Source organism: Bacillus sp. m3-13 (assembly GCF_000175075.1).
Lineage (GTDB): Bacteria > Bacillota > Bacilli > Bacillales > Bacillaceae_I > Sutcliffiella_A > Sutcliffiella_A horikoshii_C.
This window is the reverse complement of the sequence record NZ_ACPC01000010.1, coordinates 1-24,733: the sequence shown is the minus strand read 5'-3', so window position 1 is coordinate 24,733 and position 24,733 is coordinate 1. Positions and strand designations below refer to the sequence as shown.

Genomic DNA, 24,733 nt, shown 5'->3' with positions numbered 1-24,733 from the left:
TCATCGATTGGACCTTCATGAAGCAACGTCCTCAACAGTTGATGACAAGATTCGCTTCAAAAGAATATTGTGTTTTTTACTGTAATAAAACTCAAGCAGAAAAAAGAGATGGAACAACTCCTTCCTAACCTTTATCTCGTTCATAATCACCATCATTGGGTAACAGAAACCCTTCCCCTTTTTAGAAAAGAAGGAAGAGTTGGAGTTTGGTGTTCCTGGCCTAAACTTGCTGATACTTTAGATATTTATCGGGCAGACTGGATCATCTACGACTGTGTAGATGACTTTGCAATATCTTTGCAACATGAAAAAGAAGTGGTAGAGAAAGCTGATGCCATTACATGCACAGCCCATCGGATACATGAAAGGTTAAGGAAGATGTATCCCGATAAAACGATTAAACTTATTCCCAATGCCTATGACGAAAGTATGGGACTCCATTTACAGAAATTAAAAACTCCTATGTCCAAAAAGGTTATCGGCTATATCGGCGCATGGGCACCATGGGTTGATGAAGCGTTGATACGTAAGCTTGCATATGCAGTTCCCACTAGCAATATTGTAATAATAGGAATTGAATTTGATAAAAAGTTCCGGTTGCATGATGTCCCGAATATCACCTATTTAGGGCACCTTCCACACGACGAATTAGCAGAGCACCTTCAAACTTTTTCCGTATGTCTCATTCCTTTTAAGGTGAATTCTATAACGCTTGCGACCAACCCGGTGAAGATGTATGAATACCTTGCCACGGGTAAACCCGTCGTGTCCACCAACTTACCAGAGTGTAGAAAATATGAAGAAGTTATATCAATCGGTACCAGTCACTTGGATTTCATTGCAAAAGTAAAGAGTCTTTTAGAAACCCCAGGTGATGCCACCCCTCGCCGACGTGTTGCGTTATCCAACACTTGGGAACACCGATGCAATAGCATTCTTTCCTTAATAGAGGGAATTCAGATTAAAACCATTAGAGAGGACGACTAAATGTGATGAAAATAGCCGTCATAGTGGGAACGAGGCCAGAGTTGATTAAAATGGCCGTCTTGATCAAGGAATTAAAAAAACGAGATCCTAACCATCTCTTCATTCATTCTGGCCAACATTACGATTATTTTATGGATGGCATGGTGATGGATTTATTTGAACTGCCAAAGCCGGACCATCATTTAAGCGTCGGATCTGGCTCACATAGTGAAACAACCGCAAAAATTATGTTGAAGATGGAAGAACTTATTTTAAAGGAGAAAATAGATCTTGTTGTCGTGCATGGGGATACAAATACCACACTTGCTGCAAGTCTTGCTGCCTGTAAAACGGCTACGAAAATTGCCCATGTAGAAGCCGGTTTAAGAAGCTATGACAGGTCTATGCCGGAGGAAACCAATAGAGTGCTTGTGGACCACCTTTCCAACTACCTTTTCTGTCCAACTGAAGGCGCAGTGGAAAATCTATCAAAGGAAGGCATTAACACAGGCATCCACCTTGTTGGCCAGTCAATCGTGGACGCCGTTACCTACATTTCGCAAGGCATCACGCCAGTCATACTAGAGAAGCATTCATTACAATCCGATTCTTACCTGTTTGTCACATGCCATCGCCAGGAGAATACAGATAGCAACTTACGTTTAAATGGGATTATGGAGGCCCTCCTACATCTAGCGACTCACACGCCCTATACAGTGGTCTTCGCTCTACACCCAAGAACAAAGAAAATACTCATAAAAAATAACATCCTAGTATGGCTTATTAATCACCCAAACGTTCTCGTACTAGATCCACCTCCAAATTTTCAGGAAACCATCCATTTGCAACAACATGCCAAAATCGTGCTAACAGACAGCGGCGGGTTGCAAGAAGAATCTTGTATTCTAGGAACCCCATGTATCACCCTTAGAGAAAATACGGAAAGACCTGAAACAGTGGATTGTGGTGCCAATACACTTGCAGGATATGACAACAAAAAAAATAATACAAATAGTTGAGACCACATTAAACACGCTAACTAAATGGAAACACCCTTATGGAACGGCAGGTATCAGCGCTAAAATTTTGGACATCATGACAGGAGGATCCACATGAAAATCTTCATCCATGGCTTTTACGGAGCAGGAAATGCAGGAGACGATGCCATCCTTGAGGCTATCATAGAAACGATTAAAGAAATAAATGACAAGATCGAGATTGTCGTAAGTATCCGCTCCAAAAACATCCCCGCCTATTATGGCAAAGAATCTATTCAATATGTGCTTGGTACGGACATACCGGCTGTAAGCAAAGAACTGGAAACCTGTTCTCTTCTTATCGTGGGTGGAGGAGGTCTGTTTCAGGATTATAACTCCTTTGACCCTGGCAACCTATTTACGAACCAAAGAGGGGCTATCAACTACTACACGTATCCTATCATTCTTGCGAAAATGATGGCTATACGCGTCATGTTTTATGGGATTGGTGTTGGACCGCTCCAACAACCGATCTCCAGAACCGCGATGAAGTGGATCGGTGAATTGGCAGATGATATAACCGTCAGGGATATGGAGTCTTATCAGTTGTTAAAAGAAGTGGGCGTCACTAAGCAAGTATTGACCGCAGATCCAGTGACCCGGCTTGGTTCTACTTTTACCAATGAAGGCAATTTGATTAACATCAACAAACAGGTGAAAGTCGGCATCAATCTGAGAAACTGGACATACGCAGAACAGGACGCGAAATTATTTCAGCAGCAGTTTATTCATTATCTACACTTATTAGCCAAGACTGTTCCCATTACCTATTATGTGATGCCTTTTAATAAATTGCCTTCAGAAGTGGTGAAAGCAGAACAAATCGCCAAAGAACTTGGAAACGCGGAAGTACTGCCGTATAGCTCTTCGCCTAAAAAATATAAGTACCTTTGTAAACAATTGGATTTGATGATTGCGATGCGACTTCATGCTAATATCTTTTCTATATATGAAGGAGTTCCAAGTGTAGGAATATCCTACGACGGAAAGGTAGAACAATTTTTCCAGGAAATACAGTTACCTACCTACTGTCATTCCTTATCAAACTATGATTTATCCTCCTTCAAACAGATTATTCAGGACATCCTAAACAACCCTGGTCATCACAAAAGAGTGGTGCAGGATAAACTCGCCATTCTACAAGAACGGGAAAAAATCAATAAAGACGTACTTACAAAAGCAATTGAGTTGAGCAGGCATGACTAGATCTTTAAAGATTGCCTTTATAGGACGATATACAGAGGGAAGAACAGGGATAGTAAAAAGTATTTTTATGGGACTTGAGGAAAATGGACATGAATTATTAGAAATAAACCTTTCTCAACGAACTTCTTTAATCTATAATCCTCATAAAAACTTTGGCGGCCACGGTCCTGTCTATGTGAAATGGGAGTTAATAAAAGAGGAAATTACCGCTTTTAAACCAGATGTTATTTTATTCTGCGCCGGCGGATTGACTTTTGAGAAGACTGTCTTGGAGGAATTAAAAAAATATTGTACAATCATCGGATTTACATTAAGTGACCCAGATGTTTTTCCGTCTGTTCAATCCTTTGTGGGAGAATTTGATCATCATACAACCAACTCCCCTCTAGCTATGGAGATGTACAAGAAAGCTGGAATCAACAACACCCATTATATGCCCTTTGCTATTGATTCAAGGTTTTTCACCCCACATAAGCCAATCAATAAATATAAATCTGATGTATCTATTATTGGACATTTCCGTCCTAACCGGTTGGAAGCAGCAAAAGCCCTTCAGGAAAACTTCCGTTGTAAAATATTTGGAAGAGGATGGCCCCTCCCTTCCATGGGACCAGTTTATGATGATGAATGGTTCAAAGCCATGTATTCTACTAAAATGGTAGTCAACTTTCCTTTGACAGGGGCTGGATACACCAATGTTAAAGTAGGTATATTCGAAGCCGCCGCGACAGGAAGACTTATTTTTACTGAGTACTTTGAGGAGATGGAACATTTTTTTGAGTACGGAAAAGAAATAATCGCATACTCAGATGAGGCAGACTTGATTAAGAAAATTCGATACTTCCTTCAACACCCTGATGAAGCAGAAGCAATTGGGTTGGCAGGACAAAATAAGTGTGCAGAAAAACACACTTGGAAACAGCGTTTAGAGACTTTCTTCCAAAAAGTGCAACTTAAAACTCCCGAAAAAAAATGGGAAGAAAATTAAAAAGAGGTCTTTTACAGAACTTGCTGTAAAGGACCTCTTTTCATACCCTCTTATTCAATTAGCTTTCTACTCTTCCTCTTCTTCTAAATCTGCAAGGGCATCGACGTCTTCTTCGCTGTATTCCACTGCTATATTAACCTCTTTAGCCTCACCATTCTTAACTGCTTGCAACACAGCCTTCAATGCCTCTTCCGCACTAAGCTCCGGTGACAGCGTGAATCCTCTTTTAAATACAACCTTTAAGTTGGCATGTTGCACTTCAATGGACATATCCTGCTCACTCCCTTAAAGAAATAGCCATTTATAGTCATCATATGCTTGCAAAGCCATGTTCATGAGTCAAGGAGTGAAGGAGTGAAGGACGTTTATTAATTGGAGTTTCTTAGTTCGACCAGCACATCCCTCATCTTCTCCAATTCTTCCTGTTTGACCGTAATGGTATCTTCGAGCATTTTTTCATAAATCTTTAAGATTAACTGTCCATATTGTGTTCCCGGTACCGCCCAACGCCCATTCAAATCAAACCATCCAGGAGCAATTCCTCTTGTGACAAGGTCAAAACGCGGATCAACTTTAGGATAGGTTGTTGGCAGCGGCTCGCGATTTGCATACGCGTAAAGGTGCTGAATATGAGCAAGAACCCCTTCTTCCGGTGTTGCGAAAGTGGCACCTCGTACCTCTCCACCTGTCGCACCGATTCCTGAATAGTTATTTTGCTCTGGTTTCACGGTTCCTGTAAATCGGAAATAGTTTGTTTCGTGGATGGCCTGTGCAAAGGCAACATCCCCTCTGATGTTATAAGCATTTCCAAGTTCGATATAATACTCTCCAAGCAAAGGGGCATTCGGATTAATTGTTTTGACAAAGGTATCTAGTTCTTCGGCTTTTAATGCAGATTGACCTTCAATGGATAGTCCTGTTGGTTTTGGAGCATTAGGTGGAGCAGGCGGTGTTGGTGGTGTTGGATCTGCTGGAGGGGTTGGCGCTGGTGACATAGTGGTTTCAACTAGGATGAATGCTTCCACTCCTAACTTCTTAATTTGGTCTACCAGATTTTCGGCATTCTCCCTATCTTTAAATGCACCCGCTTGCACACGAAAGTATGGCGCACCGTTTAAGGTCGTTATCGCAATGAATGCCGTGATACCTTTTTCCTGAAGAAATTTCAGTCTGGCCTCGGCATTTTTTCTATCCTTAAATGATCCTGCAATTACTTTATACAAATTGGTAGTCACCTTCCTTGGCAGGGCCAAAGCTTTGGCAATACCTTCCCCGATGGCAACCGACACATCTTCTTTAAACGTTTCATGCTGGATGAGCGCTCGATCCTCAGTGCTATCTAGAAACAGGATCTCCAACAGAACAGATGGCATCGACGTTTCTCTTAACACATGGAAGTTCGCCGCTTTGACTCCTCTATCTCTTCTATTGTATTTACCTGTAACCACATTAATGACTTCTCTATGGACAATTTCCTGAAAAATCTTTGATTTACTAGATAACGCGTTGCTACCATTAAAACGATAGCTTTCAAAGCCTGTTCCGCCGCCAGCGTTATGATGAATAGAACAGAAATAATCTGCCTTAACTGAGTTTGCAAGATTAGTTCTTGCTTCCAAGCTGACTGTGGAATCCCCTTCTCTTGTCATCATCACCTTTACTTCATATTCTTTTTCCAAATATGCTCTCACACGCTTGGCAATATCCAAATTCACTACTTTTTCTTGGAGCCTCTGAAACACAGCCCCGGGGTCCTGTCCACCATGACCAGGGTCTAACACTATCAATTTCATCTGATGATTCCCTCCTTTTGCTATAGAATATGCTAGAGTTTGGAAGGTGGTATGGGTGAATGCAACTTTTAATAGAAGTTTTGATGAAAAATTGCTAGAAAAGATATATTTCTAGTAGTTTCCTTTTTATGGGACAAGTGCCTTTCCGGTGTAATTCTTACTGAATAAGATATACTAAAGGAGGGAAAAAGATGGGTTTATTTTATGAGAAAAAAGATTTCTGTTGTACTAAGAAAAAAGAGGATACTAGTTGTTTTTGCGGCAAGTACATTGAATCATTTATTGGAGAGAGAGTAACAGTAAGTGTAATTGGTGGACCAGGCGGGGGATTTCGAAGAACTGGTATGTTAATGGACTTCTTACCGAAACCTGGTATTATTATTTTAAATGCTGAAACTGAAAATGGTCCTGATCCTGATCCAGCAGCCACTCTTCATATATGCTGCAAATATGTGTCTAGTATTTCCAGAACACCCCTATAATTAAAATACCGCTAAGACATATGTCTTAGCGGCTTTTGATTTAAAAGATGTGATACCCGGAATCCACGTGAATATTTTCCCCAGTAATCCCTCTTGACAAGTTACTGAACAAAAACAACGCTGTGTCCCCGACTTCTTCTTGAGTCGTCACTCTGCGCAGTGGAGCCGTTTCTTCGATCTCTTTTAAGATAGAGTTGAAGTCACTTACACCTTTAGCAGAAAGCGTACGAATTGGGCCTGCGGAAATGGAGTTTACGCGGATACCCACTTTTCCAAGGTCATTGGCAAGGTATTTCACGCTTGCATCAAGGCTCGCTTTTGCCACACCCATGACGTTGTAGTTTGGAACCACTTTTTCACCGCCAAGGTAAGTCAGTGTTACGATGCTTCCACCTTCTGTCATGATTTCTTTTGCTTCTTTAGCCACAGCTGTTAAAGAGTAAGAGCTGATATTGTGCGCAAGCAGGAATCCATCTCTAGTTGTTTTCATGTAATCGCCTTGCAACTCTTCCTTGTTCGCGAAAGCTATGCAATGCGCCAGTCCATGTATAACTCCGACTTCTTCTTTGATCTGTTGGAAACAAGTATGAATTTCCTCGTCCTTTGTTATGTCACAAGGAAGTACCAACGAATCGTTTCTATCAAGTGATTCTGCAAGTTCACGAACACTTTTCTCTAAACGCTCACCTGCGTAGGTAAACACAAGACGTGCCCCTGCGTCATGTAAGGAACGTGCAATTCCCCATGCGATACTTCTTTTATTTGCTACTCCCATTACTACATATGTACGACCATCTAAGGATAAGTTCATTGTTTTATATCCTCCTATTTATATAAGTTATTAGTACCTAGTCATAATTATAGCATATAGTTGTCCAAATGCGAATTAAATCTTTTGAGAAAAAAAAAGCAGCACAGGTATCTTCCACCCTGCACTGCTTCCTACTAAATCAAATTAAATCAATCATAATCCCTGCCAAGCAGTACTTCTTTCGGAATCTCCGTTCCTCGCGTACCACGCAGATCTTCTTTTTCCTCTCGTGGATAGAAGATGATAAAACTTTCCGGATTGATTTTTGCAAGTTTACCTGGGATCTTCTCCAGCTGTGGATGCCAGCCTGTCGTCCCTCTTCTTGCACTAATCACAACAACCAGATCATCCGGTTGCAAGGTCGGCAGCTTGTTTTCATAGAGTGCCGTCCAACCTTCCACCCATTCCACAACAGTCGGAGGATTAGGCTTAATTTCGCGCATATGCGCTTTATAAACATCAGGGAACCCTTTGATGACATAGCATTGAATCGTCGCGCCAAGATTGCTGGCGATTAATTTTATGGTTGCCAATGCATCCCAATAACCTGGTTTATGATCAATTCCTTTTGGGAGAATCAACACAATCCGCTTCGTCGTATTCAACGGGTGCCCTAGTTTGGAAATAAGCACGGACACATTCGTCTGATCCAGCACTTGGTCGATGACACCGCCGAAGATTTTCTGAGGAGCGGTACGTTCTCCGTTCCAGCCTGCTACAAGTGTCGTAATGCGTTCTTCAGCAATGGCACGGTTAATCCCAATCGCAATGTTTCTATCTACCCTTGTCGTCACGCGGATTGGAACATCTGCCCCGCTTGAATAGGAAACCGCCTGCCCTAGCATTTTCTCCGCTTTTGCCACATCCCCATCTGCTACCCACATGTCCCGTTGCACCACACTCAGTGCATATAACGGATGCTCGACAGAATTAGATTGTCGGATCACAAAAGCAAGGTCCATCAAGGACTCCATTGTATTCGGGTTGGCAATCGGAATTAAGATACGCTCTGGTGCATCCCCTTTTTGCACTGGCAACATTTCTTCTTCGAGTGCGAGTTTGCGGCCATATTTTTCAACCAAATACGGACCAACTATACACGTAATCAAAATCATGATGATAACTCCATTGACTGTTGCCTGATCCAACAGTCCGACATTAAACCCGACAAGCGTCGCTGCAAGCGTTGCGGCAGCTTGTGGAGTCGTAAGGCCGAATATCACCATTTTTTCGTCTTTGGTATATTGGTAAAATTTACTTGTTAGCGCTGCGGCAATATATTTACTTAATAGTAGCCCTAGCACGATGGCAATGGTTAAAACCCAAGCTTTTGCATTGCCAACAAGTACACTTAAATCCATCAGCATTCCAACCGATAACAAGAAAAACGGAATGAAGATGCTGTTTGCTGTAAAGCGAATTCTGTTCATCAGTGGTCCCTGGTCAAAGATGAAACGGTTCAAGGCAAGCCCCACTAAAAACGCCCCGATAATCGGCTGCAGACCTGCAATAAGTGCCAATGATCCCGCTGTAAACAGCATGACCATAACATAAATGAACTCCCCGGTTCCTTCTGTGGCCACGTTCCGGAAAAACCATCTAGAGAGAAACGGCGTCCCTAAGAATATAATCGCAACAAACACAATCAAGGAGAAGGTCAATTTTACACCAAAGTAAATATCCAACTCTCCTGCTGCTGCCCCCGTGATGACTGCAAGCACCAATAAGGCAAATGTATCCGTTAAGATACTGCCGCCAACCGCTGTGGTAATGGCTTTACTTTTCCCAATTCCGAGACGGCTGGCAATCGGATAACCTAATAGAGTATGCGACCCAAGAATTGATCCGATTAGAATGGCCGCTGCCACACTGTAACCCAGAAGCAAGCTGATGGCCGTCCCGACCGCGAGCGGAATCCAGAATGACATCAAACCAAAGACAATGCTTCGGTTTCGATATTTTTTAAATCCATCTAAGTCCATTTCAAGTCCAGCAATGAACATGATGAAAAGCAAACCGACTGTTCCAAGCAGTTCAATCGTCGAGCTTCTCTCCAGTACTGCCAATCCGTTAGGTCCAATGATGACACCCGCCAAAATCGGTCCAATCAACCCCGGTATACGCAACAATTTCATGAAATAGGGAAAAATGAAAAAGATAATCATGGCAATTGTAAATACTAATACCGGTTCCTTTATTGGTAATTCAAACATGCTATCTTCCCCGATCATTTCTTTTTTGTATGTAATAAGCAAGAATTATATCACGTTTTCACTACGCTAATACAGTAATCTAATAAATTCTTCATGTAAAATTTACAATGGTGGTAGAATGAAGATATTAACAATAGTATGAACTTTTTCCTTTTTTCTCACTCATTTGTATGGGGAAACTGGGATAGATATGTATATAAAAGGAGTGTTTTAGCTTTATGAAAATAGATGTCATCGGTGATATTCATGGGTGTATTGAGGAATTTAAATCCCTTCTAAATGACTTAGGCTATTCAGAGGTCAATGGTCTTTATAAACATCCTGAGGGACGAAAACTTGCTTTTGTTGGCGATCTTACTGACCGAGGACCTGATTCGGTTAGCGTGGTGAAGATTGTGTATGCGTTGGTCGAAGCGGGACTCGGCTATTATGTGCCAGGCAACCACTGCAACAAGCTTTATCGTTTTCTTTTAGGAAACAAGGTACAGCATACACATGGATTGGAGACGACTGTGGCGGAATTCGAGGCGCTTTCTGGTGCAGAACAGGGGCGTTTTCGCCAGATGTTTATTAAGCTATACGAGGATTCACCCCTTTATCAGGTATTGGATAATGGCAAACTAGTTGTAGCGCATGCCGGCATTAAGAAAGATTACATAGGTAAAGAGGATAAAAAGGTGAAAACTTTTGTCCTTTACGGCGATATTACCGGTGAGTTCCATGAGAACGGCATGCCTGTTCGCCGCGATTGGGCACAAGAGTATGACGGAGAAGCCTGGGTTGTCTATGGTCACACGCCAGTTCGCGAAGTGAGAATCGTCCATAACACTGCTAATATTGATACAGGTGCAGTGTTTGGCGGTAAGCTTTCCGCACTGCGCTACCCTGAAATGGAGACGGTTTCTGTGGAATCCGGGATGCCGTTTGTGAAGGAGAAGTTTCGAGAGTTGTGGGACTGAGAGGGACGTCGGGGACCGAGGACTGCGGATGGATTGGCGGAGGAAATGTGACAGCAATGACGGAAATCCGGCGCCGGGGTTTGCTCCCAAAAGCAGTGTTTTCCTGAATCGGGCGATAATTAGAATTTACGGGCGACTTTTGGGAAAAACGGGCGATAATTGAGATTTACGGGCGATTTTTTCAAGTTTACGGGCGAAAATCAGAAATTACGGGCGTTTCCCATTTCCCCCCATAACAAACCCACTCTCATCGCGCTATCAGCGAGCCAGCCCCCCCGAAAAAAAGAAAGCTGACATCCCCCTGGATCGTCAGCTCTCCTCCAATACCCTTTTCATATCCTCCGGCAACTCGCACCGAAACGTCATATCCTGCTCTTCCACCGGATGAAAGAATCTCAATTCACAGCTATGCAATGCCTGGCGTGACATGCCACCAAACATAGAACCTCCATAAAGAGTATCTCCAAGCAGTGGATGTCCAAGATGCGCCATATGTACACGAATCTGATGAGTGCGACCCGTCTCCAAGTGCAACGTCACGTGACTCCAACCAGCTCCAACACGAAGCACCTCATAATGAGTGACAGCCCGTTGTCCATCACTTCGCACCTCGCGCTCAATGATACTCGAATCCTTCCGACCGATTGGCGCATCCACCTTACCGCAAGCAGAGCCAGCATCACCTGTCATCTCTCCGTGCACCAACGCCTCATACCGCCGCTTCACGCCAAACTCCTTCTGTTGCAAGGAAAAAAGATGATGCGCATGGCGGTGTTTGGCAATGAGCATCAAACCTGATGTATCACGATCTAATCGAGTCACAATATGAATCGTTGCGCAGATTCCCTTCAAGTGATAATAACCAAGCACTGCATTTGCCAATGTTCCATGTCGGTGCTCCCGTGACGGAATCGATGCCATCCCAGCCGGCTTGTTCACCACAAGGACATACTCATCCTCAAATACGATATCAAGTGGGATTTCTTCAGCCACAAGGTCTTCACTCGGCTCTTCTTTTGGAAAAAGCACTTCAATCGTATCGCCTTCGTGCAGAATGTATCGCACAGTAACGGCGCTGCCATTTACATGCAGCGCCCCACCGTTGAATTTAATATCGATTAAGGCAGCTTTGGAGATCTGCCTTTCTTTTAAAAATTCACGAAGCAGTTTCCCTTCGTCTTGTGCTTCAGCCTTAAAGACTAGATAAAACCTCTCCATAACAACCAGTCCTCTTATTTGTCCGTTATAAATGAATCGCTAACTCGTTTCCAGAACGGGAATGGTCGGAAGCGTGCAAAGCGAATTTTCTCTTTTGCCACCCGGCTTTGAATAGATTTTACATCCTTATGTAGCAACGTCAAATGGTCGATGGTAATTTGATAGTCGACATCATTGACTGGCTTTAACAAACAGGTATGATGTTGTGGCAATACAAGTGGCGATCCGATGGTACGGAACACCCTGTTATTAATGGAAGCCATCTCTGCCAGCTGAATTGCAGGTAGGGATGGATGCAAGATTGCCCCGCCTAACGCTTTATTATAGGCTGTGCTTCCAGAAGGAGTGGAAATGCACAAACCATCACCACGGAATGTCTCGAACAGTTGCCCCTTTATCTCCACATCCATCACTAAGGTACCTTCTACACTTTTAACTGTACATTCATTTAGTGCCAAATAACGGGCTTCCCTTCCCCCATCATTGTAGCGGATAATGACTTCCAATAAAGGATATTCCACAATTTGATAGGGAGTCTTGGCAATGGCAATGACCAATTTTTCTATTTCTTCCGGTACCCAGTCGGCATAGAATCCAAGGTGACCGGTATGGACACCGATGAAAGCAGTCTTGTCCAGGCGGCTACGGTAGCGGTGAAACGCGTATAGAAGGGTCCCGTCTCCACCGACAGATACAACTAAGTCAGGTTGATCTTCATCATAAGTCAAATCAAAATCCTGCAAGTAGGTCCTCATCTTGTGCATTAATGTATTTGAAACTGAGTCCCCTTTGGAGGTTATGGCAAATTTCATACTCCCACCCCTTACGTTAGTTCGAATCTAGCTCTTTTTTTCGTGAAAAGATGGCTTGCGCTTCTTGGATTTCTCCTCGTATCTGCGACATTTCTGCATCTAGGAGATATGCCGCTTCCGCTGCACGAACCAGTCTTTCTTTTATATCTTGAGGAAATTGGCCGCTATATTTGTAGTTCAGTGAATGCTCGATCGTTGCCCAAAAGTTCATTGCAAGTGTCCTGATCTGAATTTCAACGAGGATTTTCTTTTCCCCTTCAATCGTTTGCACAGGATAACGGACGACCACATGATAAGAACGATACCCGCTGTTTTTTCGGGAGGAAATATAATCTCGTTCTTCCACAATTTCAAAATCATTGCGAATCCGGAGAATTTCCACCACTCTATGTATATCATCCACAAACTGGCACATCATGCGGACACCGGCAATGTCCTGCATTTCGTCTTCCAGCTTTTCAAGCGATATGCCCTTACGTGTCGCTTTATCCAAGATACTTGCGATCGGCTTAACTCTTCCCGTAACAAATTCGATGGGAGAATGCTCCGATTGCATCTTAAATTGCCCGCGCATCCCCTTTAATTTCACTTTCATTTCATCTATAGCCTGTTTATAAGGCGCTAAAAACAAGTCCCAGTGTTGTATCATAATTGGTCAAACCCCTTAAAAAATCTCGTTTACTCTTCTCTCCATCTCTTCTCCATAATTGGCATTGTCCCTAATATTTTCTATTAAGTAGCCTAATTCTTCTTCTATATTTGTCAGCAGCAATGCCGTCTTGTCCACTACAAGTACAATTGCCTTTTTATCTTCTAATGCCTGTCTCATATCATTCCAAAAATCATCCTTGATGCTCACATAGATAAATTCAGTCGCTGTCTCCAGTTTATAAATAAATGCGAGATTGTCTGAATCCACCAGCATTTGATTGCTCGCAGACACCTGATCAAGCGGAAAAGATACAGAATCCGCCTCTAGCAAAAGTTGTTGTTCATTCCATGATGTTTTCTTGATTTCAATTCTTTTTTGCATAATAATCTCCTTCCAACCTAAATCCTACTCATATATTATCATAATTCCCTTCCTGCAACGAAATGGAAACCTAACTTTTCACCAAAAAATTGTGTTTCGTGATTCCTAGAAGAATGCACTTAAACATTGCCTTCCCCAGAAAAGCAAGTAATAATAGAAGTATATCAATTAGGAGAGGTAAAACTATGACTAACCAAGAAATCGAAATCGAATTTAAAAACTTATTGACCTTTGATGAATTCACATCTCTCTGTTCGGCATTCAAAGTAAAATCAGGTGACTTTTTCACTCAGGAAAACCATTATTTTGACACACCTGGTTTTGCCTTGAAAGAAAAAGGCTGTGCTCTTCGCGTTCGAAAAAAAGGGGACACTTTCACTCTTACCTTAAAACAACCTGCTGCCCAAGGACTTCTTGAAACACATCAGGTTGTGACAGAAGATGAATTTGTTGCCATGAAAGATGCAAAGAACGGATTGATCAGCGGAATTATCTCCACTATATTAAAGGACGAGCTTAGTATCTCCCCATCGGAAGTAATCTACTTTGGATCATTAAAGACAAACCGCGCCGAGCTATCATACAAAGATGGATTATTAGTATTGGATGAGAGCAATTATATGGATACTAGCGACTTTGAGCTGGAATACGAAGTAAGCAATTTTGCAGAAGGTGAAAAATTGTTTCACGAGCTACTTGATGCTTACGGAATTCCTATCCGTGAAACGAAAAATAAAATTGTAAGATTTTACGAGGCTAAAGCCTGTGCACTTACAGGAGAAGGGGACCAAAAATGAACGTAGAACAGCTCCGATCCATGATGCAGCTTCAAGCTTTGCAAGGAATACAAGAAAACAAGCAACCCAATAACTCAAGTTCATTCTCTACTGTGTTGGCAGGAATGATGACTGCTAACACCGGGAATTCCTCGCTCCCTGGCCAGAATTCTTTTTCTCATCCATTAAATTCTGCAATGCTTTCCATGAATGCGAGCTTGTTGGAAGCACAAGTTAGTGCATCTAACTCAGTTGGAGAAAAGATGAGTGTTGCTAGGCGATCAGATTTTGAAGAGATCATTGAGGAAGCTTCGGTAAAATATGGAGTCGACCCAAAACTAATCAAAGCAATCATCCAACAAGAATCAAGCTTTAATCCAACCGCTGTGAGTCATGCAGGGGCAACCGGATTGATGCAACTGATGCCATTAACAGCAAAAGGACTCGGCGTAACGAATGCGATGGACCCCCGTCAGAATATTATGGGCGGTACTAAATACATTCGTCAGATGCTCGATAAGTACGACGGCAACCTAACCTTCGCACTTGCCGCCTACAATGCAGGCCCAGGAAACGTAGACAAATACAACGGAGTCCCACCCTTCAAAGAAACCATGAACTACGTCCGCAAAGTTACAGGGAACTACCAGGCTTAAATTTTTCAAGAAACACCGCGCATGTTTGGGAATATTTCATGCGCGGTGTTTTTTTATTTTGCCTATGAAGATGAAGTGTAGTCTATAGCTGTTGATTGGAGCAAAAGGCGAAGACTCCAGCGGGGGAGTAACGGTAGATTGAGACCCCGCAACGAAGTGAGGAGGCTCAAGCACCGCCGCGGAAAGCGAAGCCATTTGCGGAAATCAACAGCGGTGTTTAACCAATCCCCTCCCTTTTTTCCCTATTTTTTGCAAGGGTGGAATCGAATTGTTTGAGATATAATAACCACATTGCTAAAATATACATACAATCGTTACTTTAGATATAAGGAGTTAAAAATGATGGATAACATACAATCACCTTTTGAAACTGTTGGGGGAGAGCAAGTTATTGATGAACTTGTAGACGCATTTTACGCTCGTGTAGGTCGCCATCCCAGTTTAGCTCCTATTTTCCCGAATGACCTGACGGAAACAGCAAGGAAGCAAAAGCAATTTCTTACCCAATATTTAGGAGGACCACCTCTTTATACAAGTGAGCACGGGCACCCGATGCTGCGTGCGCGCCATATGCCATTTGAAATTACACCTACACGTGCAAAAGCATGGCTTGCGTGTATGGAAGAGGCAATGGATGAAGTGGGACTTGAGGGTTCATATCGAAAAGAATTTTTTCAGCGTTTAGTACTAACGGCTCAACATATGATCAATACCCCAGACAAACCTGAAGAAAAGGAAGATTCATGTGACCTGTAATGATAAGAAATTATTTTATTTAAAAAACATTCAGCATACTACCAATAAACCAATAGAGATTTACTTCTTCATCGATCCTCTCTGCCCGGAGTGCTGGGCATTGGAGCCGATGCTAAAGAAGTTATACGTGCAGTACGGTCAGTATTTTACCATCAAGCATATTGTCACAGGCCAATTAACATCCCTTAATCTGGCTAAAAAACATTATGCTGCTTCGATGGCCCAAGTTTGGGAACGCACGGCAACCCGTTCTGGCATGTCCTGTGATGGGTCCTTGTGGCTTGAGAATCCGATTGAATCGCCATATGTTGCATCCGTTGCAATTAAGGCTGCCGAGCTTCAAGGACGTAAGGCAGGAATCAAGTACTTGCGGAAGTTACAAGAGGTACTGTTCCTAGAGAAACAGAATATCTCCGAACTCCCAGTATTAATGGAATGTGCGGAGTCAGTCGGACTCGATATGGAAGAGTTCAAGAAAGATATGAGCGGAGATTGTGCTTCCAAGGCATTAAATTGTGATTTCAAAATCACCAATGAAATGGACGTATCTGAGATCCCCACGCTTGTATTCTTTAACGAAAATATTGAAGAAGAAGGCATTAAAGTGTCTGGCTATCATTCTTATGAGGTGTATGTGCACATCTTACAAGATATGCTCGGAGAACAGCCGTTTCCTAAGATGCTGCCGCCTTTAGAGGACTTCTTATCACAGTTTTCTTTTGTTGCAACAAAAGAAATATCGGTAGTCTATAACCTGCCGATTGTAGAAGTCGAACATGAGTTAAAAAAGCTTCAGCTTGCCCAGCGTGTGGAGAAAGTTCCAGTGAAGCACGGGACGTTTTGGAGATATATTGCGAATTAACTTAGTAAGAATAAATAAACCGGAGCGGCAAACGTTTTATGTTTGTCGCTCCGGTTTTTAGGTTTTGCTTCTGGTTTTTTTAAGGCCCACGAAGTTGTTTTTTATTTTTGGATTTTATCGAATCGCCCGTTTTTTTTTATTTTCGCCCGAAAACTATTAAAAATCGCCCGTAAAATCAAATTATCGCCCGAAAGAGGCAGATTTTCGCCCGTATTTTCAAAAAGTCGCCCGTAATGGTCTAATTATCGCCCGATTCACTTTTATAGGCTACTTAATGCTCAATACTGCCGCGCCGTTTGAAACTATGTTGTTTTACAAACAGGAAAAGCCCCGGTCAACGGGACCAGGGCTAATCTATTGTCATTAAAGACAACAAAGGGGATGGGAGAAATTTTTCACGGTCAAACAAAGGGGTATATGTTTGTTTGTGAATCGTTTCACAGTTATAAATATATCAGATGCCAGCCGCTTTTGACAAGAGGATAGACCTCTATTTCACAACTTTGTCACAAAGGTATTTTTTTGTAATGGAATCTGCCCCTTTTACGTACATATAACTAGTAGAGGTACAAGTCTTATGGAAAGGAGCCGCATCATGTCAAAAATCCCATTCATATTCTGCATCGCGTTTATTCTGTTCAGCCTCTTCATTAATGTCCTTGGACTTATGAAGTTGTACCCGATCTATTTAACATCTCCTGTACTATTCTTTTCTATATTCCTGCTTATCGCTCTATTGAACAACCAACGACGATTTAAAGGATTCAAATAACCCCCTATCCCCCAAAATAAAAACCACCTCATTACAAGGTGGTCCCCATTTGCATTATTAGGAAAGTAATTCTTCCATTTCTTTTAACTTCTCTTCAAATACTTTACAAGCTTCTTCAATCGGGTTGGATTGAGTCATGTCCACTCCTGCCTTTTTCAATACTTCAATTGGATAATCGGAGCTGCCGGCTTTCAAGAACTCAAGATAACGGTCCACAGCAGGCTGTCCTTCTTCTAAGATCTGCTTGCTTAGTGCTGTAGCTGCACTATAGCCTGTCGCGTATTGGTATACATAGTAGTTGTAGTAGAAGTGAGGGATTCTTGCCCACTCTAAACCGATTTCCTCATCAATTGTGATATTCTCACCAAAGTATTTCTTGTTTAACTCATAGTATGTTTCTGTTAGAAGGTCGGCAGTCAACGCTTCACCATTTTGCGCAAGCTCATGGATCTTGTGCTCAAATTCAGCAAACATTGTTTGACGGAATACTGTGCCACGGAAGCCTTCTAAATAGTGGTTCAGCAAGTATAGACGTTTTTTATCGTCATCCACTGTTTTTAACAAATAATCATTTAATAGTGCTTCGTTGCATGTAGATGCTACTTCTGCCACGAAAATGGAGTAGTTACCATACGGATACGGCTGCGTTTTTCTTGTATAGTAGCTGTGTACGGAATGACCGAACTCATGTGCAAGCGTGAACAGGTTATTCACGTTATCCTGCCAGTTCATTAGAATATAAGGGTTGGTTCCATATGTTCCAGAAGAATAAGCACCAGATCGCTTCCCTTTGTTCTCTTGAACGTCTACCCATCTGTTATCGAATCCTTCTTTTACAATATCAAGATACTCCTGACCTAATGGTGCAAGACCTTTAAGCAAGTAATCTTTTGCTTCCTCGTAAGAAACCTTCATGTTCGCTTCTTTGATTAGAGGAGTGTATAAGTCATACATATGCAACTCTTCAACACCAAGTACTTTTTTGCGAAGATCCACATAACGGTGTAAAAGGTGTAAGTTTTTATTGATTGTGTTTACTAAGTTATCATAAACAGTTTCTGGGATATTGTTGTTACTTAATGCAGCTTGACGTGCAGAATCGTAGTTGCGGACTTTCGCTTGGAAGTTGTCCTTTTTCACCGCTCCGCCTAATGTGCTGGAGAATGTGTTACGATAGCCTCCGTACGTTTCATACACCGCTTTAAATGCATTTTTTCTTACTTCTTGATCTTCGCTTTCTAGGAAGCGGATGTAACGGCCATGCGTGATTTCGATTTCTTCCCCGTTTTCATCTTTTACAGACGGGAAGGTGATGTCAGCATTGTTAAGCATTCCAAACGTGTTGGAAGATGCGGACAACACTTCAGAAGCTTCTGCTAATAATGCTTCTTCTTTCGCGGATAACACATGCGGACGTTGGCGATTAATTTCGTCTAAAGAGTGCTCGTATAAAGCTAGTTCTTTATTTTCTTGCAGAAATTTGGTGATGTCTTCTTCCTTCATCGTTAAAATTTCAGGCACCACAAAAGAAAGCGCGCTTGCCACTTGTGTATAAAGATTGGTTGCACGATCGTTCAGTCCTTGGTAGAAGGAGTTCGTAGTATCTTGATCGTAACGCATATGCGCATATGTATAAAGCTTTCCTAATCGACTGGAGATGGAATCCTGATACTGTAATGCTTCAAACAAGGAATCCGCTGACTCGGACAGTTTCCCCTCATAATCCTTTATCTTTCCGATCATACCTTTTACATCTTGAAACTCCTTTTCCCATGCTTCATCACTTGAGAAAATATCCTCTAATCTCCATGTATCCTCCACAGAGATGTCTTTACGCTCTTGTAATTTCTTAACAGCAGTTTGTTCCGCCATCTTAAAACCCCCTTTAAAAATAAAAAGTACATCCTTTAAACTATTCGACACGTCTTTATTATTCCCTTTTTTGTTTTATTAATCTTAAGATTGTATGATATGCATCAAGTATTCCAATACGATGCGATCTTGTTTACACGCATCCTCCAAGGACGAAAAAGGCAGTTCCTTTTTTATTTTCCGATAAACTACTGGCGTTTCACGCTTTAATGCACCAATCGAAACGAGCGCGTTAAGATATTCCACAATAGCATCCTCATAGGAACCGGCCTTAATAAGTGGCAGCTCTCTTATGGTTATTTGTGAATTTTTAATCCGACGTTTAAAGTTTTGCATGACGGTCGGCACATGAATAATAGAATGCAATGGTGTATGAAAGATAGAATCAAAATAGAGCCAGGCCTGCCATTCAATGACAGGGGTATGAATTCGATAAAAAGAAGGAACAGGAAGGCCGATTTCTGCGGGAAACAACGAAAGAGGAATGTTCATTTTAGCATAACAGTATTTTCTCAAATAATGTTGCGGCTTATAGAAGGAATAAACATACCTCCATTTCTTTTTATAGTGGAGAAAATGCTCTATCCATGATGGTGTAGGGGTTGTCATATAGTTCGGGTTCTCGATCCAAACCTTGCTTGTCACTGTTGAGATATATGTGGCAGACGTATTAAAGGAAAATGTTGGGTAGATATAATGAAACAGAGAAGTTTTGGGACAAAAAGTGAGGATGTATGGTGTACTTCGTGGAGTATGTCTTTGTAGAAATTGCCATTGAAAAGGTGAAAACTTCATTTGTGATTGAATGTTTCCCAGTTTTTCTTTTCCAAGGATCCATATCGGCTTGATGTGAGAGCTTTCATATAGTTGTGTCCTCTTACTAAACTCTGATTTTGGTATGGTGGAACATTGAAATTCAAAGGCATACTTTTGATTCCCTCTTTCCATGTATACGTCTGCTCTTTGATTGGTGCTCGGGATATAATGTTCCAAAGTGGTTTTATCATTAGAGTGGAGAAGGCTTTCATACAACTTGGCCTTGCCTTCAAGGTGGTAGTTGGTCTCTGATTCTGTGGAAGCATTACAGGAGTCGTTCATGTGGGCAAAATGTACTTTTCTTACCTGACCGTGTTTTAATTGGAGTGTTCTGTCACACGCTGGACAGAAAAACTGCTCCCCTTTTGTCAGATGCTCAACATCTTCTCGGGTCTTCCAATCTAACAACGAAAAAAAGGTTCCGTCTTTTCTTTTAGCAACAAACATTCCAACACACCTTTCGGTAGATATTTTTATACCTCTATACCATTCGTCATACTTAGACAAATTCCTTCAAAAATTATAATATAAAGGCCTTTTCAATCTAAAACTTTAGTTAATTGGTTAATCACCGTTGTTGATTTCCGCAAATGGCTTCGCTTTCCTAGGGGCACTGCTGGAGCCTCCTCGGCTTACGCCTGCGGGGTCTCCACCTAGCGCTATCTCCCTCAGGAGTCTACGCCTTTTGCTCCAATCAACAGCTATAAATTACGAGAATTTTTCAGTTAACCAAGTTAGTTTCTTTTAAAAACCTAAAGCTGAATGAAGTCACCTTGTTGATTGTAGTGGAAGGCGCGCAGACGCCCGCGGGAGGAAGGGACAGGTGAGACCCCACAGGCTGCAAGCCGAGGAGGCTCACGGACCGCCCGCAGGCAAGCGAAGCGCCTGGAACGGAAATCAACAGTATTATAAATCTTACAAACAAAAAAACCGGAAAAGAATATTTCCGGCTTTTACAGTAGTGGGGAGGCTAACCTTGCTAATGATTCATACACCTTCTGATAGAAAGGTCGGTTGGCAAATACCTCTTTTGCAATTGGTTTCGCATCATGCAGATCTTGCTCGTAATCATCTACAAGAGTCTGCACACTCTCTGTATTGTATAAAAAAGCATTCACCTCAAAATTCAAGTGGAAACTCCTCATGTCCATGTTTGCGGTTCCGATTGACGCAACCTGTTCATCGACCACCACCACTTTACTGTGGAGGAATCCTTTTTCGTATTGAAAAATCTTCACCCCTGCTTCCATCATTTCTGGAAAATAGGATCTTGAAGCATAGTATACGATCCGTTTATCAGGTCGCTTCGGCACCAATAACCGGACATCCAGGCCACTTAGCGCTGCCACCTTCAGTGCCGTGAAAATATCGTCATCAGGAACAAAGTAAGGGGAGGCAATCCAAATGGATTTACGGGCAGAAGTAATCATCGAAAAGTATAAACTTTTTATGACCTCCCATTCCTGATCAGGGCCTCCTGCAATCATTTGGACTCCGCCATATTTTTTCCCGTCTTCATTCGGTAAGGCTGGAGTCAAGTAGCTAGGGGTAAGCAAGGATTCGTCTGTTGCATAATACCAGTCCTGAAGAAAGATTAACTGAAGCGTCCTAACTGATTCCCCTCTTACGTATAGATGGGTGTCTCTCCAGAAGCCAAAATACTCATCACGTCCCAGATACTCATCCCCAATATTCAACCCCCCAACAAAACCTACGTCACCATCCACGACAATGATTTTTCGGTGATTACGGAAGTTTATCTTGTTATTAAATACCGGTACTCTTACAGGGGAAAAAGAAACGATTTCCACTCCTGCAGCTCGGAGTTCCTTTATGTATTTACTGCCTAATTGAAAACTTCCCACTGCATCAAACAGAAAACGCACCTGTACACCGCTTTTAGCTTTTTCAATTAATAGGTCTTTGATTTGTGAACCAATCTCGTCATCTCTTACAATATAATATTCAAAATGGATATGGTGTTTTGCTTTGCTGATTTCTTCAAGTATCCTGGTGAATGTCTGATTTCCGTTAGTCAACACTACCGTTTCTGTATCAAAGGAGATAGGACTTCTTCCGATATTCTGAGAAAGTTGAAAAATCCCTTTCTTACTTTCATCCAGGAGTCGCATATCTTGTTCTGTGTACTCTCTCGTTCCTTCCACTTCTTCCAGTACTTCCTTGTCCAGAAGCGCTTTTCTTTGAAATAGCCTGCGCTTCCTGACATTTCGTCCAAATATTAAATAAAAGAAAAACCCGAGGACCGGGAAACTTCCTAAGACGACCAACCATGTGAGCGTTCTAGTCGGGTGTCTATTTTCAAGAGATATTAAAAATGCAATAAAGACGACAGATATAGTAAAAAATATAGAAATGGATCCTAGCAACCAGCCTTCCCAAAGACCTTGGGTTGCAAACAACATGGCACCAATCACTAGTATAAATACAATAACCCGAATGGTATTTTTCAACAGACTCACTTCTCCTCTATCCTAAACGCAGACGCCCAATCTTCCTATATGTAGTAATGATATAAATTTAATCTTAAAAAACCGATTTCAACATTGTGAAATCGGCTTTCGATTATTTAAGAGGAAAATGCTTCGTCATTTCCTTCATCGCATCGTCCTTGGCAACTTCTGAACCATATTCTTGAAGACGGTGAATGGAGATGGCTGATTCTTCTCCGTATTCGAGTAACACACTTAGTACGTTGTCAATTTCTTCGTCTGTATAATGCTCACTCGAGAAATCAACATATAAATAGTAGCTCTTCTCGTAAAAGTACAAATGGTTACTTAAATTTTCTAAGTGTTGCAGTCGGTGACTCGCCGAAATAATATACTCGAGATCTCTAAACCGGACCATAAATTGCAGAAGGTCTTTTTCCTCATCTAGCTTATCGTCCTTTGCTTCATCTGTTTTAGCTGGAGAATTAAAGTGCTGATCAAGAAGCGCTTCTATTCTCTCATCAACAGGTATGTCAATTCGCTTGTCCTCTGACACAGGTACCTCGAAATTCTTTCCATCCTTAGACAACTGCGCACGGGTGACGATGACCTCCAACCCCTTATCAAGGGCCTGAACTTGTATCCAAAGCGGGCCTTCCACCATGAAGTCTTCTTCATCATGGGCTTCATCCATCATTTCCCAGAATAGTTCTTCACTGCGCTCACGGTTATACCAGATCTCTTCACGGTCAAATCCACGTTCCTCTATATCACCATATGAAATATAAAACTTTACCGTATGATCATTAATACGTTCTATTTCCATTCTTAACAACTCCCTTCTGATTCGGTAAATGATAAGCGTGCTCTCTTGCAAACAAATCTCATTTGAGAAATGCCAGTCTCTTATTGTCCGCTTCTCATTTTCCTCCGTCTTTCCTTGGAAGGGACCCTCCACAAATTTCTTATACCTTATTGTTACAATTTATCCATTTAGCATAGTGAGTAAACCTAAAATCTATGCAAAGATGAGCAAATGCGGCTGGTTCCGGTCCGTTTTAGCAAAACATAGATTGTTATACATCCCTGTCTAGAGATGAGTAATGACCTCAAGTACCTAGCCTTTATAGCTAGACCATGACCGCAGCATATAAAAAGAACATTGTACTATCAAGAGTGATACTTGTACTTTTATTTTATGATAAAAAAAGGAAGAATGGAAACAAAAATGCTCACATTTTAAAAAATCGTTAAAATGCCTATCCAATAAAATGATACTACCCCCAGCTAACTCCTGAATCCGTTTTTTCAGTCATAATCTCTCTTCATAACCACTATATTTATAGAGGACTGGGACAAGAAGGGGCGATAAAGTGGAGCTGGAACTGATAACTTCCATACTAATCATCATTGGTATCGATATTGTACTCGGCGGAGATAATGCCATTGTGATAGCTCTGGCATGTCGTAATCTTCCAGAGAGACACCGTAACAAAGCAATCATAATCGGGACACTTCTCGCGATTGTGTGCAGAATCTTACTCACCATCTGTGCCGTCTATCTCTTGGCTATTCCGTTCCTTCAGTTTATCGGAGGGGTATTATTGGTTTATATAGCAGCACAATTAATCCTCGATCAAGGAAACGAAACGATTGTTGAGGGCAGAAACTCCCTTGGTGCTGCTATTAAAACAATTGTGGTTGCCGATATTGTTATGGGAATAGACAATGTTATGGCTGTTGCAGGTGCTGCACATGGTAATTTTTATTTGGTGATCATTGGCCTGGTCTTTTCCATACCAATAATTATATGGGGGAGTAAGATTATATTAGTGGCAATGGAGAAATATCCTATAATTATCTATTTTGGAGCAAGCATTTTGTGTTATACGGCCGGAAAGATGATTATTTTTGAACCTAGGGTTGCTGTTATGCTCCCTGAGGGTGATTGGCAGATGTTTTTTCCATATGTGCTGATTCTGGGTATGTTGTTTTTTACTGGATTATATAAAAGACAGTTTCTTAAAGTACGATGAATAAGTTGCTGCTTTAACGCTTATTGATTTTCGTTCCAGGTGTTCGCTTTACGCGGGACGGTGCTTGAGCCTACTCGGCTTCGCCTGTGGGGTTTCAAGCTACCGTTACTCCCCCGCTGGAGACTCACACCTTTGCACTACCATCAATAAGGAGACTATTAGAATAAAAAAAACTTCTACATGGCGTGATGCATGTAGAAGTTTTTTGTTTTATTATTA

At 41.8% G+C, this 24,733-nt stretch carries 24 protein-coding genes; 12 read left to right on the top strand and 12 right to left on the bottom strand.

Annotation, left to right across the window (positions count from 1 at the left end; genetic code table 11):
• Window positions 1-108 precede the first annotated feature (108 nt).
• The 4 genes from M313_RS22680 (at window position 109) to M313_RS0104430 (ending at window position 4,197) form a co-directional block, all read left to right on the top strand.
• Window positions 109-987 carry a glycosyltransferase gene (locus M313_RS22680; protein ID WP_010192873.1) on the top strand — a complete coding sequence of 293 codons (879 nt, stop codon included), beginning with the start codon at window positions 109-111 and terminating at the stop codon, window positions 985-987.
• A 5-nt stretch (window positions 988-992) separates the two neighbouring features.
• A complete protein-coding gene (wecB, locus tag M313_RS22675; protein ID WP_010192871.1) occupies window positions 993-1,985 on the top strand; it encodes a non-hydrolyzing UDP-N-acetylglucosamine 2-epimerase in 993 nt (330 codons plus the stop codon).
• A gap of 93 nt (window positions 1,986-2,078) precedes the next feature.
• Window positions 2,079-3,209: a polysaccharide pyruvyl transferase family protein gene (locus M313_RS0104435; protein WP_010192869.1), complete on the top strand. Its 1,131-nt coding sequence runs from the start codon at window positions 2,079-2,081 to the stop codon at window positions 3,207-3,209.
• Window positions 3,202-4,197, top strand: a complete 996-nt coding sequence (locus M313_RS0104430; RefSeq protein ID WP_010192868.1) for a CgeB family protein — start codon at window positions 3,202-3,204, stop codon at window positions 4,195-4,197. Before M313_RS0104435 ends, M313_RS0104430 begins: the two co-directional genes overlap by 8 nt.
• A 66-nt stretch (window positions 4,198-4,263) precedes the next feature.
• Here M313_RS0104430 and M313_RS0104425 read toward each other — a convergent pair whose 3' ends face one another.
• Both M313_RS0104425 and M313_RS0104420 read right to left on the bottom strand, forming a co-directional pair.
• Window positions 4,264-4,467, bottom strand: a complete 204-nt coding sequence (locus M313_RS0104425; RefSeq protein ID WP_010192867.1) for a hypothetical protein — start codon at window positions 4,465-4,467, stop codon at window positions 4,264-4,266.
• A gap of 98 nt (window positions 4,468-4,565) precedes the next feature.
• On the bottom strand, window positions 4,566-5,990 hold the full coding sequence (locus tag M313_RS0104420; RefSeq protein ID WP_010192866.1) for an N-acetylmuramoyl-L-alanine amidase: 1,425 nt from the start codon (window positions 5,988-5,990) through the stop codon (window positions 4,566-4,568).
• A gap of 191 nt (window positions 5,991-6,181) precedes the next feature.
• Between M313_RS0104420 and M313_RS0104415 the strand changes: the two genes are divergently transcribed.
• Window positions 6,182-6,472, top strand: coding sequence for a hypothetical protein (locus tag M313_RS0104415; protein WP_010192865.1), 291 nt, complete (start codon window positions 6,182-6,184; stop codon window positions 6,470-6,472).
• Window positions 6,473-6,512: 40 nt separating this feature from the next.
• Here the strand turns inward: M313_RS0104415 and fabI are convergent, their stop codons facing one another.
• Both fabI and M313_RS0104405 read right to left on the bottom strand, forming a co-directional pair.
• Complete coding sequence (gene fabI, locus M313_RS0104410) at window positions 6,513-7,283, bottom strand: enoyl-ACP reductase FabI (protein ID WP_010192864.1); 771 nt, start codon at window positions 7,281-7,283, stop codon at window positions 6,513-6,515.
• Window positions 7,284-7,432: 149 nt separating this feature from the next.
• The gene (locus M313_RS0104405) at window positions 7,433-9,496 is read right to left on the bottom strand and encodes a cation:proton antiporter domain-containing protein (protein WP_029326332.1); all 2,064 of its coding nucleotides are present in this window, start codon (window positions 9,494-9,496) and stop codon (window positions 7,433-7,435) included.
• Window positions 9,497-9,714: 218 nt separating this feature from the next.
• Between M313_RS0104405 and prpE the strand changes: the two genes are divergently transcribed.
• On the top strand, window positions 9,715-10,455 hold the full coding sequence (prpE, locus tag M313_RS0104400) for a bis(5'-nucleosyl)-tetraphosphatase PrpE (protein ID WP_010192862.1): 741 nt from the start codon (window positions 9,715-9,717) through the stop codon (window positions 10,453-10,455).
• 309 nt (window positions 10,456-10,764) lie between these two features.
• Here prpE and M313_RS0104395 read toward each other — a convergent pair whose 3' ends face one another.
• Genes M313_RS0104395 through M313_RS0104380 form a run of 4 tightly spaced genes read right to left on the bottom strand, consistent with a single transcriptional unit; the run spans window position 10,765 to window position 13,518 of the window.
• A complete protein-coding gene (locus M313_RS0104395) occupies window positions 10,765-11,673 on the bottom strand; it encodes an RluA family pseudouridine synthase (protein ID WP_010192861.1) in 909 nt (302 codons plus the stop codon).
• Between the two features lie 14 nt (window positions 11,674-11,687).
• The gene (locus tag M313_RS0104390) at window positions 11,688-12,485 is read right to left on the bottom strand and encodes an NAD kinase (protein ID WP_010192859.1); all 798 of its coding nucleotides are present in this window, start codon (window positions 12,483-12,485) and stop codon (window positions 11,688-11,690) included.
• A gap of 16 nt (window positions 12,486-12,501) precedes the next feature.
• Window positions 12,502-13,134 (bottom strand): GTP diphosphokinase, encoded by a 633-nt coding sequence (gene yjbM, locus M313_RS0104385; protein WP_010192858.1) that lies wholly within the window; start codon window positions 13,132-13,134, stop codon window positions 12,502-12,504.
• Between the two features lie 15 nt (window positions 13,135-13,149).
• Window positions 13,150-13,518, bottom strand: a complete 369-nt coding sequence (locus tag M313_RS0104380) for a UPF0738 family protein (RefSeq protein WP_010192857.1) — start codon at window positions 13,516-13,518, stop codon at window positions 13,150-13,152.
• A gap of 185 nt (window positions 13,519-13,703) precedes the next feature.
• Between M313_RS0104380 and M313_RS0104375 the strand changes: the two genes are divergently transcribed.
• The 5 genes from M313_RS0104375 (at window position 13,704) to M313_RS27125 (ending at window position 17,340) form a co-directional block, all read left to right on the top strand.
• A complete protein-coding gene (locus M313_RS0104375) occupies window positions 13,704-14,315 on the top strand; it encodes a CYTH domain-containing protein (protein ID WP_010192856.1) in 612 nt (203 codons plus the stop codon).
• Entirely contained in the window at window positions 14,312-14,950 is a 639-nt protein-coding gene (locus M313_RS0104370; protein WP_010192855.1) for a lytic transglycosylase domain-containing protein, read from the top strand. Before M313_RS0104375 ends, M313_RS0104370 begins: the two co-directional genes overlap by 4 nt.
• A 339-nt stretch (window positions 14,951-15,289) precedes the next feature.
• Window positions 15,290-15,706 carry a globin domain-containing protein gene (locus tag M313_RS0104365; protein ID WP_029326331.1) on the top strand — a complete coding sequence of 139 codons (417 nt, stop codon included), beginning with the start codon at window positions 15,290-15,292 and terminating at the stop codon, window positions 15,704-15,706.
• A complete protein-coding gene (locus M313_RS0104360) occupies window positions 15,696-16,568 on the top strand; it encodes a ClpXP adapter SpxH family protein (RefSeq protein WP_010192853.1) in 873 nt (290 codons plus the stop codon). Before M313_RS0104365 ends, M313_RS0104360 begins: the two co-directional genes overlap by 11 nt.
• Before the next feature lie 577 nt (window positions 16,569-17,145).
• Window positions 17,146-17,340 carry a hypothetical protein gene (locus tag M313_RS27125; protein ID WP_503487497.1) on the top strand — a complete coding sequence of 65 codons (195 nt, stop codon included), beginning with the start codon at window positions 17,146-17,148 and terminating at the stop codon, window positions 17,338-17,340.
• A gap of 57 nt (window positions 17,341-17,397) precedes the next feature.
• On the opposite strand, the gene pepF is transcribed toward M313_RS27125, so the two are convergent.
• From pepF to mecA, 4 genes are all read right to left on the bottom strand, one after another.
• Complete coding sequence (gene pepF / locus M313_RS0104355) at window positions 17,398-19,212, bottom strand: oligoendopeptidase F (protein ID WP_010192850.1); 1,815 nt, start codon at window positions 19,210-19,212, stop codon at window positions 17,398-17,400.
• 84 nt (window positions 19,213-19,296) lie between these two features.
• A complete protein-coding gene (locus M313_RS0104350; protein WP_010192847.1) occupies window positions 19,297-20,475 on the bottom strand; it encodes a competence protein CoiA in 1,179 nt (392 codons plus the stop codon).
• Window positions 20,476-20,981: 506 nt separating this feature from the next.
• The gene (gene cls / locus M313_RS0104345) at window positions 20,982-22,499 is read right to left on the bottom strand and encodes a cardiolipin synthase (protein WP_010192846.1); all 1,518 of its coding nucleotides are present in this window, start codon (window positions 22,497-22,499) and stop codon (window positions 20,982-20,984) included.
• Between the two features lie 112 nt (window positions 22,500-22,611).
• Window positions 22,612-23,304, bottom strand: a complete 693-nt coding sequence (gene mecA / locus M313_RS0104340) for an adaptor protein MecA (RefSeq protein WP_010192843.1) — start codon at window positions 23,302-23,304, stop codon at window positions 22,612-22,614.
• Between the two features lie 547 nt (window positions 23,305-23,851).
• Here mecA and M313_RS0104335 point away from each other — a divergent pair.
• Window positions 23,852-24,514 (top strand): TerC family protein, encoded by a 663-nt coding sequence (locus M313_RS0104335; RefSeq protein WP_010192841.1) that lies wholly within the window; start codon window positions 23,852-23,854, stop codon window positions 24,512-24,514.
• Window positions 24,515-24,733: the final 219 nt, after the last annotated feature.